Genomic DNA, 16,702 nt, shown 5'->3' with positions numbered 1-16,702 from the left:
TTGATAAACCATTAAGCAATCTCAATGTCGTCGCAACCGATAAAGCCACCCGTTTGGTGCGCCCATAGGTGTGCATAAATGCCGTTTTGAGCGATCAACTCTTGGTGTGTGCCTTGCTCAACGACGTTACCTTTATCCAGTACAATCAACCTGTCCATTGCGGCAATAGTTGATAAACGGTGAGCAATGGCAATCACGGTTTTGCCTTGCATCAGCTCATTTAAGCTCTCTTGAATTGCCGCTTCCACTTCGGAGTCGAGTGCGGATGTGGCTTCGTCGAGTACCAACAGTGGCGCATCCTTTAACAGCACGCGGGAAATAGCAATTCGCTGGCGCTGGCCGCCAGACAGTTTTACGCCGCGCTCGCCCACTTGCGCATCATAGCCTAGGTTACCAAATGGGTCGGTGAGTGTTTCGATAAACTCATGCGCGTGTGCCTGTCGGGTGGCTTGCAGCAGTTGTTCCTCACTTGCATCAGGGTTGCCATACAAAATGTTATCGCGGATCGAGCGATGCAGCAGTGAAGTATCTTGCGTCACCATACCAATTTTGCTGCGCAACGAATCTTGGGTGACGTCATTGATCGCTTGCCCATCGATACGAATTTGCCCACCTTCAACATCATGAAAACGAAGCAGTAAATTGACTAAAGTCGATTTTCCAGCGCCAGAACGTCCTACTAAGCCCACTTTTTCACCCGGTTTAATGGTCAGGTTTAAATGGTTAATAACGCCTTTATTCTCGCCATAGTGGAAACTCACGTCATCAAATTCGATGCCACCTTGTGCAACCTGCAACGGTTTTGCATTGGGTTTATCTTCAATGGTGATCGGTTTCGAGAGGGTTTTCATGCCATCCACGACTGTGCCCATGTTTTCAAAGAGTGCACCGACTTCCCACATGATCCATTTCGACATGCCATTAATGCGCAATGAAAGGCTGATCGCAATTGCGATTGCACCAATACTGATGGCACTCTGCATCCATAGATAAATCGAAGTCGCCGCAATCACGAACACCAAAATATAGTTGGCGAGTTCAACGCACAGGTTAAAACCAGTCACTAAACGCATTTGGCGGTGAACCGTGTCTAAAAAGCTCTCCATGCCTTGTTCGGCATAGTCGGTTTCTCGGCGGGTGTGTGAGAACAATTTGACCGTGGCAATATTGGTGTAGCTATCGACAATGCGCCCCGTCATGGTTGAGCGAGCATCGGCTTGTTCTGATGCCACTTTTTTAAGCTGTGGTACAAAGTGAAGTTGAATGCAAATGTAGGCCGCGAGCCAGACGAGCATCGGCACCATTAAACGCCAGTCTGCTTGCGCCAACATCACTACAATCGCAGTGAAATAGACTGACACATAGACAAACACATCCAAGGTCTTCATCACGGTTTCGCGGATGGATAACGCCGTTTGCATCACTTTAGTGGCAATTCTTCCCGCAAAGTCATCTTGGTAAAAAGAGAGGCTTTGCTTGAGCAGATAACGGTGCGCTAACCAACGGATCGACATGGGATAATTGCCGAGCATAGTTTGGTGGATCAACAGTGAATAGATGCCAATCAAAAGTGGCATGATCACGAGTACTAAAATAGATAAACCGATCAAGGTGTCTCGGTTCTCAGTTAGGAAAGTCTCTGGGTTACTGGATGAGAGCCAATCCACCAGTTGGCCCATAAAACCGAACAGTGATACTTCAACAACGGCAATTAACGTGCTGATTAACGCCATTAAAATGAGTGGTTTTTCAAAGCCGCGCGTGTAGTAACGACAAAATGCCCATAAGGTCGCAGGAGGCTGTTTGGGTTCCTCTTTGGGAAAGGCTTGGGTAAAGCTTTCAAATTTTTTATACATCGAAAATCCTTATGCCAATTCTCGCTAAAGTATGAGAGACCAAAAGCCTAGAACGCGAGAATCTAACGTTGAACTCCTATAAGGGGAGCAAATGATGGAGTAAGCCGAACAGAAGTATAACGAAATCACAACATAAGTGGCGGATTACTTTTCGCGCTTGGCTCTAGAAAACGGCGCCTGATTAATACTGTGGTTAATACCGCAAGCATCGGCTCGAATGGTCAGTAACGTCCATCGGGTGAAAAAGTGAAGCGAGTTAAATATCGTTATCGACGATAAGAGAACCATAAACGAGTTGCGTTACTTTTAAGTGAGTTTTTACTGTGAATATTTTTTGAATAAGGGTGAATATTTTGAGATGTGATGATGATTTTGCCGTAATTTTTAATGTGAAAAATAGTTTTCTCAGTAATTAATAGGAGTTACTCGATGAAATAACCCAAAATTCAGTCAATGTTGTTTTAACATTATGCTTACAATTGGCCTAAAGTGAGTAGAAGGGAAAGTTTCTATGATGTTGCAGGAACAAGTGATCACACAGCCAGCCGTGAATACGGTGCAAAATGCCAATTGTGTCGTAATGGTGCCGCCAAAAGAGTTCAAATTTAACGCTCAAACGGCGCAAGATAATGAATTTCAACACCAAGTTGCATTGAGTACTGAACAAGTTCGCATCCAAGCCATGGCCGAATATCAAAGCATGGTTGAGACACTGCGTCTCGAAGGCGTGCAAGTGGTGGAGTTTGATTACCCATTATCTGAAGTGGAAACGCCAGATGCCGTCTTTCCCAATAACTGGTTTAGCACTACGCCAGAGGGAACTTTGTTTACCTTTCCGATGGCTTGTAAAAATCGACAGCAAGAAGTGCGCCCACAAGCGTTGGTTGAAGCTCTTACTTTGTCAGGCCGTAAGGTATTGGCGCAAGATTCGTTGCTCGCGTATCAAGACCAGCAGGCTTATCTTGAAAGCACCGGTGTGATGGTGATGGATCACCTTAATCGAACCATCTATTCGGCGTTGTCACAGCGCTGCGACCGTGAAGTGCTAGAGGAGTACGCTAAACGTATCGGTTATGATCGCGTGGTCTCTTTTCAAACGGCGTTGCCTTCAGGCCAACCGGTTTATCACACCAATGTGATGATGGCGGTTGGTGAAGCATTCTGCGTGATTTGCGATGAAGTGATCCCGGAGTTTGAACGCCGTTTTGTGGTTAAATCACTGGCCAAAGATAAACAGATCATCTCAATTTCACTTGAGCAGATGAACTGTTTCTGCGGCAACATTTTACAATTAGAAACGGCGGCAGGGGATAAAGTGATCGCTATGTCGCAATCGGCGTTTGATGCCTTTTCGCCGGCGCAGCGTGCGCAGCTGGCCAGTCACGGTAAGTTACTGCCGTGTAATGTGAAGACCATTGAGGATATTGGCGGTGGTTCGGTGAGATGTATGTTAGGGGAAGTGTTTTTGCCTGCTATTGGCTAAGATTGATGTACTCAACGCCATTTTTGCCATTTTTCTTCACCTGATACATTGCTTGGTCGGCCAATTCATATAAGGTTTCAAAGGTATGTGTTGAGGTTGTGAATTGGCAAACACCAATACTAAAGCCAATCTGCACTTCTCCATGGCTTAATTTTAGTGGTGAATAGGCTTTGGTGAGCAAACTGTCGATAAACTGCTTTAACGTTTCTGTGCTTTGATTGATGCACAATAGGACAAACTCATCGCCGCCCAAACGAGCAATCGATGATGGTTGAGGCGCATTTTCTTGAAGCCATTGAGAAACTTGGAGCAGCACGAAATCCCCAGCTTGGTGCCCAAGATGATCATTGACGGTTTTAAAGTCATCCAAATCGATAAAAATCAGTGCCGCAGGGTGTTCGACAAGATCATTCATCTCGTCAAACTTAGTTTCTAGCGCTTTTCGATTTAATAGGTTGGTTAATGGATCTTGCGCGGCGAGTTTGGAGAGTTCTAATTCATAATGTTTTTCATTGGTAATATCTGTGTGGGTGCCCATCATGCGCAGCGGCTTTCCATTCTCATCATATTCAACGATTCGGCCGCGATCCGACACCCAGCTTTGACCTCCATCTTTGCGGATCATCCGGTGTATGACCTGATAGGTGTCAGCCTTGCCATTCAAATGGTCCTCAAAAGCGCCCACGGCTAAGTCATAATCATCGGGGTGGAGCTTGCTTTTCCAAATGTCGACGGTGGCGTCTAGCTCGTGTGATTGATAGCCAAGCATATCACCCCATTCTCTATTGAATATTTTAAGGGTTCCGCTAGGAATGTGTTGTTCCCAAAGACAAAGTCCAGTGCCTTCTAGCGTCGCATTCAGTTTTTCTTCAAGAGAGCTGTTTTCTTTTTTGAGATGCTCAACTTGCTCTTCAAGCTGCTTGATTCGTTTTAAGTACTCTTCCATAAACCGTGATGAACCGAGTCTGCATTTATGTCGAGTGTGCCACAGTTTGTCGATGGATTCACAAGGTTGTTGATATCTTGTTCAACATACATCTCATTTTTTCCCGTGGGTCACAAAGCTTATTTGGTTTGAATAAATTTGCTGTAGGTACTGACTCGGCCGTTGATGTACTCAATACCACAGTGAATGCTCTGTTCGTTATTGCCAACAATCTGATATTCGACAATAAATTCACCGCTGATCACTTTGATAAATAAGAAACCGTCGATGACTTTCCATAATCCTTGCAGTGTTTTTTCACCAAACAGATCTCGCTCGACCAACGTGCCATTAGGCTTTAAATGCAAAGCGGAAGAAAAACCGTCTACATTCACTTTTACCCAAGTATGCTGGTGAGCCTCAAAGCTTAATATTTTGCGTCGACACTTAACCCATTCTGCCAGCGCTTGCTCTTGGGTTGGGGTGAGCGTAGGGAGCGCTTCCATTTCTAAAAGGGTGTGATGCTTTTCATACCAGAAGAGTTGTAAGTGAAGTAATTTCATTGGTTCTCAGAGTGTTATGCATCGGGGCGTTATCAAAAAGCAACTCTGCGCGATTGTGTCGGTGATGTCAATATTTGCCAAGAAAAGCTACCGCGCTCACGGGGGAGAGGGCGCGGCATTATCCAATATGAGGATGAAGGATGCATAAAAGATGCACCCGGGCACAATTTATAGGTTGGATAAATGAGCTATAGGTTGAATAAACGAGGCGAATCAGCAGCATCACAAGCTTGATTTAATCGATGCTGCGCAACACGAATATTGTGTTTCCAATGTTCATCTTGCGCCCACATTTCGATCACCATCGGCACAACGCAGTTTGCCTCTTTCAGCGTTTGGGAAATAGCATCGAAATTGACTTCTCCTTCACCAATCACCAAGTCTCGAAATTGGCCCGTGGAACTAGAGGTGACGCAATGGGTATCTTTAAGGTGGATCTGAGTAATGTGTGGCATACCAAGCGCCAATTCAGTACACACATCGTAGTTCCAACCTGAAATGTTGCCTACATCTGGATACGCCATAAAATAGGGGGAGGGTACTTCCCGCTTTAGTATTTCGAACTTGCTCAGTGAATTAAGATAGCTGGTATCCATGATCTCCACTGCCAGCATCACGCCAGCACGCTCGGCCAGTTTGGCGGCAAGCTGCATGCCTTCAATGAAACGTTGATGAGTTTCTTTATTAGCGGGTTCGTAATAGACATCATAGCCTGCGAGTTGGATGGTGCGAATGCCCAGTTTGTAAGCTAAGGTAATCGCTTTCTCCATGTGCAGAATGGCTTGCTCTCTAATGGCGGGGTCTGACGAGCCAAAAGGAAACTTGCGGTGTGCACTTAGGCACATCGATTGCAACGGGATTTGGTATTGCTCACACCATCTTCGTAGCTGATAGATGGTTGCATCATCCCAGTCTAAGCGTTGACGACGTTCATCCGACTCATCGACGGATATCTCTAAAAAATCAAACCCCAGCTCTTTCGTTGTGGCGAGCTTTTCTTCCCAACTGAAATGATTGGGGAGCGCTTTTTCATACAACCCGATACGTTGGCGTGGCAAATGCTGATACATACGGCCTCCTAGCACCAAAAACGATCGATTTGACTGCGCAGTGCTTCGGCAGTGATGCGACCTTTTTCACCGACCAATGCACGCCCCGCAATGAACGTTTTGGCCTTAATGCCTTCAAATAAATAGAGATCTTCTGGAACGATGCCACCTGTGATGGAAAGCTCAAGCCCCATATCGGATAGAGTTCGCATCTTCTCAACATCTTCGCTTGTCCAACCAATACCGGCCAGTTCGGCATCTCTTGAACGGTGATAAATGGCTTGAGTGATACCAAGGTCAATCCACGCTTGTGCATCAGCAAAGGTCCAGTTGCCGTAAATTTCGATTTGGATTTCGCCATCCAGTTCATCGGCGACTTTCTTACACGCGCTGATGGTGGCGATATGCGCTGCGGCAGAAACGGTGATCCAATCCGCGCCAGCTTCAAATGCCATCCGCGCTAAAATAGCGCCGCCATCGGTGGTTTTCATATCGCATACTAGAATATGGTCAGGGTGATTATGGCGTAACGTTTTGACGGCCTTCATGCCTTCAGCAAAGGCGAGGATGGTGCCCACTTCGATGACATCAACAAAGCTTGCTACGTTTTTTGCCACTTCGATGGCAGAAATAAGGTCAGTTTGGTCGAGAGCGATTTGGATCATTGGTTTAGTCATGAGAGTTATCCTTGAATTTTGTCACGGATCAAACGGGCGAGCCCGTCGTGATTGTTATCGGTTGTACAAATCAGTTTGGCGTGGGATTTCACCGTATCGTCGGCATTGAACATCGCCACACCGAGCCCGGCGTAGTCGAGCATTGAAATGTCGTTATGGTTATCGCCGACAGCCAACACGTGATTAGCGTGGTAGCCAAGTGATTGCACATATTCAGCCAAGCGCTGACCTTTACTGTTACCTTTGGCAGCAAAGTCGATGCGATTCGACCATGAACGCTCGCCATTGAATGTCTCTTGTACCCAAGCTTGTTGAGCAAGGCGTTCAACGGAGCTCGGTAGCCCTTCAACCACAAATTTCCAAATAAACGTTTCTTGCTCGACGCGGTGACGAAACGAGTCAATTTGCTCGATTTTGGGCTGTACTGTTGGTGGGTACTGGTTGGCCCATTTTTCTAACGCTTGCATGTAGGCGATTGGGCTACGCTTGGAATAGGTCATCGCGTCGGTCACATACATCACCAGTTTCATTTGAAACTCTTTAGCCAAAGCGAGAAAGCTCAACGCATCGTGCTTGGTGATGGCATTGTGCTTGAGCACTTTTTCATTTTGGTAGTCATACACATAAGTGCCGTTACAGCAGATGATGGGGGTTGTGAGCCCCAATTCTTGATAATAGGGTTTAGCCGCCGTGTGGTGACGACCTGTCACGATCACCACGTGGCAGTGTTGCTGCGCCTGTTGAATCGCCCGCTTTAGCAGCGGATGAATGGTGTGTTCATCAGTCAACACCGTGCCATCAAGGTCGAGCGCGAGAACTTTATACATAGCCGCTACCTTTGGCCGTAGTAAGCGTTATCACCATGCTTACGTTGATAGTGTTTATCGGATAATTCCGGTTGAATTTTGATGCCACTGTTGAGTGAACGAGTCGCCAGCGCCATGGCGGAAATTTCCTCCAAGACGACGGCGTTATGAACCGCATCGTTAGCATCTTTGCCCCAAGAGAAAGGAGCATGCCCGGCGACAATCACGCTTGGCACTGCCATCGGATCAATGCGACGATGTTTGAACTCCTCGATGATCACAAGGCCGGTATTTTTCTCATATTGGCCAGCGATTTCATCGCAAGAAAGTTTGCGTGTGCAGGGGATGTCACCGTAAAAATAATCGGCGTGAGTAGTGCCTAAAGCGGGTATGTCAATGCCCGCTTGCGCCCAAATAGTGGCACTACGCGAATGGGTGTGTACCACGCCGCCAATCTCTGGATAAGCTTTATAGAGTTCGAGATGAGTGGCGGTATCACTGGATGGATTGAGCTTGCCTTCTACAATCGCGCCGTTAAGGTCAACGATCACCATGTCATCGACTTTCATCACATCGTATTCTACGCCTGAAGGTTTGATGGCGATGACGCCCTTCTCGCGGTCTATTTCTGATACATTGCCCCAAGTGAAAGTGACTAAACCGTATTGGGGAAGCTTAAGATTTGCCGCAAATACTCGCTGTTTTAGTTCGCTATACATGACATCCTCACTCGACCAATTGCGCCGCTAACGCTTCATCAATCACTTGGTAAACATCCTGCGCGGTACGACAACGGCGCAGTTTATCGAGATCAACGCCAGTCTCGCTCTCTTCATCATCCAGCACTTGGGTTACTTCCATTAATCCTTCCATATGCTGATCAGACGAGCTACCAGCCAAGGTGATCAGCACATCGACCGGTTCATCTTCGCCGTCAAAATAGACAGGCGTTTGCAGCGTCACTAAAGCAAAGGCGGTTCTGATCACGCCATTTTCAGGACGAGCATGAGGCAGGGCAAGATTCGGCGCGATGACGATATACGGGCCTAATTGTTCAACGCTGCTGATGATGGCATCGTGATAGCAGGGGTGGATAGCTCCTGATTTGATCAGCCTATCCGTACCGATTTTGATCGCCTCTTGCCAAGTGCTCGCCTGCGCATTTAATTGGATGGAATCATTGTCGATCAGTGATTGTTTCAGTCCCATAGTTCTATCTCCAGAGTCGGTGCCAGTGCGTCTGGCACCTATTGTTTTTGTACTTATCGTTTTGTAGTAAATAGCTATTTCAAAGTGACAAAGTTTTTATCGATGATATCGAGCAGCTCATCACCAAAAGAGTTCGGATTCAGCATGTTTTGTACGCCGAGCACAAATTTGCCTTCTCCGGGCTCCATCTCACCAGAGAGATGTTTTGATGAGACGATGATGTCGGTGGTGGCGAGCTTAGATTTATAATCAGACACTGCGCAGGAATCCATCACGTGTGGAATGCCTTTTTTCTCCAGATACTTACCGATTTTCATCTTCATCATCATTGAGGAGCCTTGCCCATTGCCACACACGGCTAAAATGCTGACCGGGCGCACGCCATCACTGACTTTCAGTGCTTGTTCGACGGCGGCGATGACTTCTGGATCGTCACTGATGTTCACCAAACCTTGTGCATCTTCCTCTTCACGCAGTTTTTTAGAGGCAAAGAACATGTACACACCAGCCAATGCAATCAGTACAAAGAAGAACAGTTTTGAGACGGATAAGCCTTGCATGATTGGCGGGAAGACTAATGCCCAGTCGGCCATGCCCATCCAGCCACTGAATTCAGTACCGTATTGGTTGAAGATATGAATGGCCCAAGCTGAGCCAACGACTTCGATGGTACCCATCACAAAACAGATCTTCATGACCGCGCGCCAGCCGCCAAAGTGGTTGGCAAAAACACCAATGGTTGCGTTGGAGAAGAACATCGGGATAAAGCCGGGAATGATCATGATCGGTGCATCAAAAGCGAGCATGGCCAGCACCGCCGTAAATTGACCAATCGCGCCCCACATAAAACCAAACACCATGGCGTTAGGTGAGAACGCGTAGATAGCGGCGCAGTCAATGGCTAAAACCGCGTTAGGAATGACGCGCTCTGAGATACCTTTAAAGGCTTCAGACAGTTCGGCAACGAACATACGCACACCCGCTACGATAACTTGAATCGCTACCGCAAATTTAAGGCCAGTTTCCAGAATGTAGATAGACCAATGGGTTTTTCCCGCCATTGCTTGCAGGTTGTCTAAACCAAATGAGAGCAAAATAATGCCGAAAAATAGCGTCATCACAATCGCGGTTGCGGCAATACTGTCGTGGAAAATGTGCAACCATTTAGGCAGCTCAAGGTGGTCGACACTCTCGTTTTTGTCGCCTAATTTGGGGGCAATCTTAACCGCAATCCAAGACGCGACTTGTTGCTGGTGGCCGATGGAGAAACCGGCTCCACCCGTGACGGCTTCGGTGGGTTTGAACATAATGTTGGAGGAGATAGACCAGTAGAGCGCCATCAAAACAGCCGAATAAAGGATGGTTTCCCACATGCTTGCGCCCAGCACAAGGTAGAACACCGCAATTAATCCTGCCTGTTGGAACATAATGTGCCCCGTTAGCATGATGGTGCGAATGCCTGTGTAGCGGCGCAGCAAAACGAGCAAGATGTTGATCGCCAGTGCCAGTAGTACGGTATAACCAACCCAAGAATAATCATCCCCCATGATTTCCATGGTGGCCATCATTGAGGTGTACGGGTCGATAACCGAGCCAGTTAAACCATGATATTCCGATAATTTCTCAATCACAGGCTTAAAGCCTGCCACTAAGGTCCCTGCACCCACCTGTACCAACATAAAGCCGACGATGGTTTTGATCGACCCTTTAATGATGGTGGTGGTATCTCTTCTTAATAACCAGTAACCGATAAGGGTGACTAAGCCCAGCAGCAAAGGTGCTTTAGTCATTACTTGGCTATAAAAAATGTAGAAGATATCGTAGATGAACTGCATATCTTTACCCCTTGATTCTCTATTTATCGTTATGTGTATTCCCGTCTTACTCGAAGCTGGGTGTAGGTCAGAGTGAATCAGCAAGGTGATGCCGATTTCAATCCTGTTTTGCTCACGAAATAGACTTTACCAATCAAAAGTAATCACTCAATGCTCATTTGTGATTATTTTGATTTTTATCAATTTCTTCGCCAAATGGAGACATTATTTGATACTCAAGTCACAGTTGAAATTTTATTTGAAATAAAATCAACTAGTTAGGTTTTATTGTGAGCGAGAGGGAAGTTTTGTTCGTCCAGTGTTTGACATTGTGATGGATGAGAAATAGAATCAAAACAAATCATAAATAATCACCAAGTAATCACTTGATGAAAAGATAAGGTGATAACCATGAACGAAGTACAAAGACATAACGAGATACTGTCTTTGCTAGACAATATGCGCACCATCAACGTCACGCATATTATTGAGAAATTTAATGTGTCACCAGCAACGGCCCGCCGCGATATTTCTAAGTTAGATGAGCTAGGTAAGCTGAAGAAAGTTCGCAATGGTGCTGAACGTTTAGAGATTAGAAAGCGAGCGTGGACGCCGTTAAATATCGACAGTACGGATCATTTCCATGAAAAATCACAGATTGCCATGGCTGCGGCTAAGCTCTGCAACCCAGGTGACAGTGTGGTAATTAACTGTGGTTCGACCGCCTTCTTGCTCGGTAAAGAGTTGTGTGGCCAAGATGTTCAAATCGTGACTAACTATTTCCCACTGGCCAGTTACCTTATCAATGAAGATCACGACGATGTAATCATCATTGGTGGGCAGTACAACAAAGCACAAAACATTTTCCTCAACCCCGCCCCTGATTCGTTAGGTGGTTATGCCGGACATTGGATGTTCACCAGTGGTAAAGGGCTGACGGAAAATGGCCTATACAAAACCGATATGCTCACCGCCGTTGCCGAGCAACAAATGCTAGAGCAAATCGGTAAGTTAGTGGTGGTGGTGGATAGCTCTAAAGTTGGGCAGCGTACGGGCATGCTATTTTGCCCCGCCAGCAAGGTTGATATTGTTATCACTGGCAAAGCCGCCGATCCGCAAGTTATCCAAGCGCTACAACAGCAGGGGACAGAAGTGATTCTGGTATAGAAAGCACTTCGCTCTACACATTCTAATAATAAACACAGGCTCAGTGTCTTCACCTTGGATGAAGACGCTTGGCTCCCTACATCCAAAATTTGTCTAACTGATCGTGAAATAAAAGGTGTTGCTATGAGTAAAATTGATGAAATCACACGCGATTCATGGGTTCTCAGTACGTTTCCTGAGTGGGGAACTTGGCTGAATGAAGAGATAGAAAAGACCGAAGTGGAAGCTAACACCTTTGCTATGTGGTGGCTTGGTTGTACAGGCATTTGGCTAAAAAGTGCCGGTAATACCAATCTTTCGATCGATTTTTGGTGTGGGACGGGTAAGAAAACGCAAAAGAATGCCTTGATGAATCAACAGCATCAGATGATGCGTATGGGGGGCGTGCGTGAACTGCAACCCAACTTAAGAACGTCTCCTTTTGTGTTGGACCCATTTGGCATCAAAGAGATTGATGCGGTACTGGCGACGCATGATCACGCTGATCATATCGATATTAATGTCGCAGCAGCTGTGCTGCAAAACTGTGGTGAGCATGTGAAATTTATTGGGCCACAAGCTTGCGTTGACCTGTGGCAAGGCTGGGGAGTACCGAGTGAGCGCTGCATTGTGGCGAAAGTGGGTGATTGCATTGAAGTCGGCGATATCAGTATCCGAGTGCTGGACTCTTTTGATCGCACTGCGTTGATTACGCTGCCTAAAGGTGTTTCATCTTATGATAAGGGGATTCTTGATGGTATGGATGATCGCGCGGTCAACTACTTATTGGAAACCTCCGGTGGCTCAATCTACCACTCAGGTGATTCGCATTATTCGAACTACTATGCCAAGCATGGTAATGACTACAAGATTGATGTGGCGCTGCTCTCATACGGTGAAAACCCACGAGGCATCACAGATAAGCTGACTGCGTCTGATATTTTGCGCGCAGGTGAGGCGTTAGATTGTGAAGTGGTGATCCCATTCCATCACGATATTTGGGCTAACTTCCAAAATGACCCGCGTGAAATTGAAGTATTGTGGCAAATGAAAAAGGATCGTCTGCAATACGGTTTTGCGCCATTCTTTTGGCAAGTGGGTGGAAAATACACCTACCCAACCGACAAAGGACGTATGCATTACCAGCATTTTAGAGGCTTTAAAGACATTTTTGTCGATGAACCAGAGCTGCCTTTCAAAGCATTTTTGTAATGTTCTGAAAGCAAAAATTAGAAAAGAGAAAGAGGCCAATTGGGCCTCTTTGTTTATCGGTAATCTCTTTGCTTATTGGTAATGATGTGCAGCGCTTGATTTTATACTTCAGGTTGGTAGTGCAAAATCGTCATTGATATGGGCGATTGCAACAATTCCCCTTCTGCATGGCCGGGTTGTACGTTACGTAAATTGGTATCGCATATCACTTCCCAGTTTTGGTTACGATCTTTGGGTAGTGTAAAACGAGCGGGTGCGTTGGTTTGGTTGATCAAGTAGAGCATTTCAGGCCCATCCGATCCAATGCCCATCTGCAATGCCACAGAACTTAAGCGGTTCCAATCATCATGTTCCATCAGTGTGCCATCCACGCGTCGCCAGAATACGCGGTTGGCATTACGTTCCTCACCGCTAAAAGCACGAATAAAGGGCACCATATAAAGGTGTCTTGCCACCACCATTTGACTCAGCCAATGCTTGAAGTAGCTTTTGCGTTCGGTCATGTTCCAGTCAAGCCAACTGATCTCATTGTCTTGACAATAAGCGTTGTTATTACCTTGCTGAGTATGAGAAAGCACATCCGCGGTGAGAATATGAGGAATGCCAAAAGCAAAGAGTAAGCTCGCCATCATATTGCGTTTTTGCTTTTCGCGGGTTGCTTTTATCACCATGTTCTCGGTTTCGCCTTCGACGCCATAGTTGTCAGAGCGATTGTCACCGTGACCATCTCGGTTTTGTTCACCGTTGGCTTCATTGTGCTTATGCTTGTATGACACCAAATCTTGCATGGTGAAGCCATCATGATAAGTGATGTAATTGACGGTCAGTTTGTAGGGCCAGTTGGCGGCACTGTACAAGTCGCGCGAGCCCATTAAGCGTGTGGCGAACTCTTTTAAATAGCCTTGATCGCCGCGCCAGAAGCTGCGTGTGATATCACGTAATTTGTCGTTACATTCATTCCAACCGAAAGGAAAATTGCCTACTTGGTAACCGTTTGGACCAATATCCCAAGGCTCAGCAATCAATTTGGCGCGTTTTAATGTTGGATCTTGCGCCACCGCTTTAAAGAACGCAGCATCGGGGCTGAAATTATCGCCATTTCTTCCAAGCGTTGCGGCCAAATCAAAACGAAAACCATCGATTTGGTATTCGCTAACCCAGTAGCGCAGCGTGTCCATGACTAGGTTAAGGGCGGGTTGATAAGAGAGATCAATGGTGTTACCACAACCGGTAAAATTCGCGTAATGTTGGCCGTGTTTTAGATAATATTTAGGGTCGAGTGCTTTTAAATTGAAAATAGGCCCATCTTCGCCCCCCTCTGCTGAGTGGTTATAAACCACATCCAGTATCACTTCAATTCCGTGACGATGCAGTTCTCTGATAGCCGTTTTCAGTTCCGTTACCGCATCTTTTTGCGCATAACGTGGATCTGGCACCATAAACAGATAGGGGTTATATCCCCAATAGTTGACTTTGCCCATATCCAATAGATGTGGCTCATTCATACAAGCCGCGATGGGCAGTAGCTGTAGTGTGTTGATGTTTTGCTTGCGATAAAACTCCAGCATCTCCTCACTGATTAAGCCTAAATAAGTACCTTGTTCTGCTTTAGGCACACGTGGATTGAGTTTGGTCACCCCTTTGACATGGGTCTCAAATAAAATAGTCTTATCGCGAGGTATGTGTGGCTTTTTAGTTGATTGCCAATCGAATTGATCGTCAACCACGATACACTTAGGCAGCTCGAAACTCTTTTTTGAACTAAATGGTGTTTTATAGCCTAAGTTTTTATCTATCGCCTTCGCGTAGGGGTCGGAAATATAGTGCGGCTCGTCACCATTTAAAATGAGGTAACCGTATTTTTGCCCTGCTTTAATGTTTGGCACATGAGTGTACTTCACGCCCGCATATTCATTCTCTAACTCGTGGGTGGTGAAACTTCCCTGTTGATCAAACAGAGCGAGTAGAAGCTGTTTATTTGCTGGAGCATGAATAGCAAAATTGCAACCTGTGTTGTCAAGGGTTGCACCGAGTGGGTAAGGGCTAGAAATAGTACATTTCATATGGGCATCTTTAATTGTTATTTTGCTGCACGTCATCGCTTTAAGTAAAAAGCTTTGTTGATATTAGGTCAAGCGCCCAATGAATAAAATTTGAATGTAATTTTATTTCATTTTAATGATGTTATTGGCCCTAAATAGTGATCAATAAGGCATTTTGTATTCTATTTTATAACCATTAACTGATCTCCTCCCCCTGAAATCCGTGATCTGTGCATTAAAAACGCCATACCATAAAATTACTCATCCTTTATCCTCCCCCCCAAATTACTTTGAGGTGGAGGAAGCAAGCCTATTACGCCTTTAGTAACCTTATCACCGTTGAAACAACTGGGGACTTAGTCCCGTCTTACCTCTTCTTTTAGCGTCTATCTGTCAACTGCCTTGCAGGTTCCAATAGGAGAAGAGTGAAAGTTTTAAATGCTGTCCGTAGTTAAAATTTTCCATAAATATAAATCGTCCTTAATGGAGTTAAGAATGAAAAAAGTAAGTGTAATTGCTGCCGCAGTGGCTGCTACTCTAGCAGCAGGTTCTGCTTTTGCTGTTGATTTTAATGGTTATTTCCGCGCGGGTACCGGAATTAGTGGTCAGGGTAATGGTGATCTTGCTGTTAACAAGAATGGGGTAGGTCGTCTCGGTAACGAAAACGACAACTACTATGAGTTTGGTTTTGCTGAGGAGTTAAAGACAGGCGAGCAAACTTGGCGTGTCGAATCAATGATTGCACAAGGTAACAAAGGTGCAAATGGTTGGGAAGATGGCGATTTTAACGTTGCTCAGTTTGCGGTAAAAGCTAAAGGTCTTATTGCTGGTGATGAGTCCGCTGAAATTTGGGCGGGTAAATCTTATTACCAACGTAAAGATATCCACATCACCGATTTCTATTTCTTGAACACTTCTGGTACAGGTGGCGGTATTCAAAACCTATCAGTCGGCAATCAGAAACTGTCACTTGCTTTGATCCAAGATGGCGATAATACCAACTCAACGGGTTATATCTTTGATGCGCGCTTAGCCAATATCGGTCTTTGGGAAAATGCGAATCTAGAATTTGCATTGGCTTATAACTTTGCAACCGAAAAAGGTGATGCAACAGAGCAAGCTGATGATGGTTTGTTGGCATCAGCCATTCTGCACCAAGGCCTATCAAACGGCTTTAACCAAACAATTCTTCAAGTGGGTACCAATGGTTATGGCGTGCAAGCGGCTAATCTTTGGGGGGCAGGCACTTATTATAACCGTGGTAATGCAGATCAGAACGATGCAACTGGCTACCGTTTATTAAACTGGGGTGTAGTGAGTTTTGGTCAATCGTGGGAAATGGGCCATCAACTTGCGTACTTAGCAGGTTCTGATATTGGGGCTAGTAAAAAAGACATTGATCAGTATTCAGTTGTTGTGCGCCCAATGTACAAATGGGATGAGACAATGCGCACTGTATTTGAAGCTGGCTATAACGCTGGTGAGAAAATTAATAGTGCAGGCACAGCAACAGAAGATTTCGGCAATGCGAAATTGACAGTTGCACAAGCGTGGGCAATGGGAGACAGCTTCTGGGCTCGTCCAGAGTTCCGTGTATACGGCTCATACCTACTTGATACCGAAAACAAAAATGCATTTGCAACTGGCAAAGACACTGAATACGTCGTTGGCATTCAAGTGGAAGCTTGGTGGTAATTCCTCCTTGTTCTTATTAGTCTAAATCCATATGCTGATAGCCGACTGATGTCGGCTATTTTTTTAACGACTCGGAGATGAGTCGTTAAAAAAATACTAAAGGAGCGGAAAATGGTTTTTAAAACACTACTATTAGGTAGTTGCATTGCTTTAACTGGCTGTCAAACAGCTCCTGTTGTTGAGCAAACACAAAGTTCGGCAGTGCAAGCTGTCAATAATATAGAA

14 protein-coding genes are annotated in these 16,702 nt (G+C 45.7%); 4 read left to right on the top strand and 10 right to left on the bottom strand.

From position 1 onward, the window contains the following. Positions 1-11: 11 nt before the first annotated feature. Positions 12-1,856, bottom strand: coding sequence for an ABC transporter ATP-binding protein (locus AACQ21_RS07145; protein WP_105976796.1), 1,845 nt, complete (start codon positions 1,854-1,856; stop codon positions 12-14). 511 nt (positions 1,857-2,367) lie between these two features. Here AACQ21_RS07145 and AACQ21_RS07140 point away from each other — a divergent pair. Then, the gene (locus AACQ21_RS07140; protein ID WP_105976795.1) at positions 2,368-3,339 is read left to right on the top strand and encodes an arginine deiminase-related protein; all 972 of its coding nucleotides are present in this window, start codon (positions 2,368-2,370) and stop codon (positions 3,337-3,339) included. Here the strand turns inward: AACQ21_RS07140 and AACQ21_RS07135 are convergent. From AACQ21_RS07135 to AACQ21_RS07100, 8 genes are all read right to left on the bottom strand, one after another. Beyond that, entirely contained in the window at positions 3,329-4,285 is a 957-nt protein-coding gene (locus AACQ21_RS07135; protein WP_026028163.1) for a diguanylate cyclase domain-containing protein, read from the bottom strand. The genes AACQ21_RS07140 and AACQ21_RS07135 overlap by 11 nt on opposite strands. 119 nt (positions 4,286-4,404) lie before the next feature. Continuing rightward, the gene (locus AACQ21_RS07130; protein WP_017042894.1) at positions 4,405-4,827 is read right to left on the bottom strand and encodes a hypothetical protein; all 423 of its coding nucleotides are present in this window, start codon (positions 4,825-4,827) and stop codon (positions 4,405-4,407) included. 188 nt (positions 4,828-5,015) lie between these two features. Beyond that, positions 5,016-5,897, bottom strand: a complete 882-nt coding sequence (locus tag AACQ21_RS07125; protein WP_029189691.1) for an L-ribulose-5-phosphate 3-epimerase — start codon at positions 5,895-5,897, stop codon at positions 5,016-5,018. Between the two features lie 8 nt (positions 5,898-5,905). Further along, the gene (locus AACQ21_RS07120; RefSeq protein WP_094145636.1) at positions 5,906-6,553 is read right to left on the bottom strand and encodes a 3-keto-L-gulonate-6-phosphate decarboxylase UlaD; all 648 of its coding nucleotides are present in this window, start codon (positions 6,551-6,553) and stop codon (positions 5,906-5,908) included. A gap of 5 nt (positions 6,554-6,558) precedes the next feature. Beyond that, positions 6,559-7,380, bottom strand: a complete 822-nt coding sequence (locus tag AACQ21_RS07115) for a Cof-type HAD-IIB family hydrolase (RefSeq protein ID WP_105976794.1) — start codon at positions 7,378-7,380, stop codon at positions 6,559-6,561. A gap of 5 nt (positions 7,381-7,385) precedes the next feature. Continuing rightward, positions 7,386-8,078, bottom strand: coding sequence for an L-ribulose-5-phosphate 4-epimerase (locus tag AACQ21_RS07110; protein WP_105976793.1), 693 nt, complete (start codon positions 8,076-8,078; stop codon positions 7,386-7,388). 7 nt (positions 8,079-8,085) lie between these two features. Next, positions 8,086-8,568: a PTS sugar transporter subunit IIA gene (locus AACQ21_RS07105; protein ID WP_013868340.1), complete on the bottom strand. Its 483-nt coding sequence runs from the start codon at positions 8,566-8,568 to the stop codon at positions 8,086-8,088. 74 nt (positions 8,569-8,642) lie between these two features. Then, positions 8,643-10,403, bottom strand: coding sequence for a PTS ascorbate-specific subunit IIBC (locus tag AACQ21_RS07100; protein ID WP_105976792.1), 1,761 nt, complete (start codon positions 10,401-10,403; stop codon positions 8,643-8,645). A gap of 390 nt (positions 10,404-10,793) precedes the next feature. Here AACQ21_RS07100 and ulaR point away from each other — a divergent pair, with 390 nt between their 5' ends. Next, complete coding sequence (ulaR, locus tag AACQ21_RS07095) at positions 10,794-11,549, top strand: HTH-type transcriptional regulator UlaR (protein WP_026027147.1); 756 nt, start codon at positions 10,794-10,796, stop codon at positions 11,547-11,549. A gap of 123 nt (positions 11,550-11,672) precedes the next feature. Beyond that, positions 11,673-12,740, top strand: a complete 1,068-nt coding sequence (ulaG, locus tag AACQ21_RS07090; protein WP_013868344.1) for an L-ascorbate 6-phosphate lactonase — start codon at positions 11,673-11,675, stop codon at positions 12,738-12,740. Positions 12,741-12,841: 101 nt separating this feature from the next. Here ulaG and glgX read toward each other — a convergent pair whose 3' ends face one another. Then, complete coding sequence (gene glgX / locus AACQ21_RS07085; protein ID WP_374956401.1) at positions 12,842-14,839, bottom strand: glycogen debranching protein GlgX; 1,998 nt, start codon at positions 14,837-14,839, stop codon at positions 12,842-12,844. Between the two features lie 438 nt (positions 14,840-15,277). Here glgX and lamB point away from each other — a divergent pair, with 438 nt between their 5' ends. Further along, a complete protein-coding gene (gene lamB, locus AACQ21_RS07080; RefSeq protein ID WP_017042148.1) occupies positions 15,278-16,477 on the top strand; it encodes a maltoporin LamB in 1,200 nt (399 codons plus the stop codon). Positions 16,478-16,702 lie beyond the last annotated feature (225 nt).

This window comes from Vibrio sp. V01_P9A10T6 (assembly GCF_963877065.1).
Lineage (GTDB): Bacteria > Pseudomonadota > Gammaproteobacteria > Enterobacterales > Vibrionaceae > Vibrio > Vibrio anguillarum.
This window is presented reverse-complemented; position numbering and strand designations above follow the sequence as displayed.

Coding starts and splice junctions, on each gene's coding strand:
- ulaG (WP_013868344.1), top strand. CDS start 11,673: ATGAGTAAAATTGATGAAATCACACGCGATTCATGGGTTCTCAGTACG.
- AACQ21_RS07140 (WP_105976795.1), top strand. CDS start 2,368: ATGATGTTGCAGGAACAAGTGATCACACAGCCAGCCGTGAATACGGTG.
- AACQ21_RS07145 (WP_105976796.1), bottom strand. CDS start 1,856: ATGTATAAAAAATTTGAAAGCTTTACCCAAGCCTTTCCCAAAGAGGAA.
- AACQ21_RS07115 (WP_105976794.1), bottom strand. CDS start 7,380: ATGTATAAAGTTCTCGCGCTCGACCTTGATGGCACGGTGTTGACTGAT.
- AACQ21_RS07110 (WP_105976793.1), bottom strand. CDS start 8,078: ATGTATAGCGAACTAAAACAGCGAGTATTTGCGGCAAATCTTAAGCTT.
- ulaR (WP_026027147.1), top strand. CDS start 10,794: ATGAACGAAGTACAAAGACATAACGAGATACTGTCTTTGCTAGACAAT.
- AACQ21_RS07100 (WP_105976792.1), bottom strand. CDS start 10,403: ATGCAGTTCATCTACGATATCTTCTACATTTTTTATAGCCAAGTAATG.
- AACQ21_RS07135 (WP_026028163.1), bottom strand. CDS start 4,285: ATGGAAGAGTACTTAAAACGAATCAAGCAGCTTGAAGAGCAAGTTGAG.
- AACQ21_RS07105 (WP_013868340.1), bottom strand. CDS start 8,568: ATGGGACTGAAACAATCACTGATCGACAATGATTCCATCCAATTAAAT.
- AACQ21_RS07130 (WP_017042894.1), bottom strand. CDS start 4,827: ATGAAATTACTTCACTTACAACTCTTCTGGTATGAAAAGCATCACACC.
- AACQ21_RS07125 (WP_029189691.1), bottom strand. CDS start 5,897: ATGTATCAGCATTTGCCACGCCAACGTATCGGGTTGTATGAAAAAGCG.
- AACQ21_RS07120 (WP_094145636.1), bottom strand. CDS start 6,553: ATGACTAAACCAATGATCCAAATCGCTCTCGACCAAACTGACCTTATT.
- glgX (WP_374956401.1), bottom strand. CDS start 14,839: ATGACGTGCAGCAAAATAACAATTAAAGATGCCCATATGAAATGTACT.
- lamB (WP_017042148.1), top strand. CDS start 15,278: ATGAAAAAAGTAAGTGTAATTGCTGCCGCAGTGGCTGCTACTCTAGCA.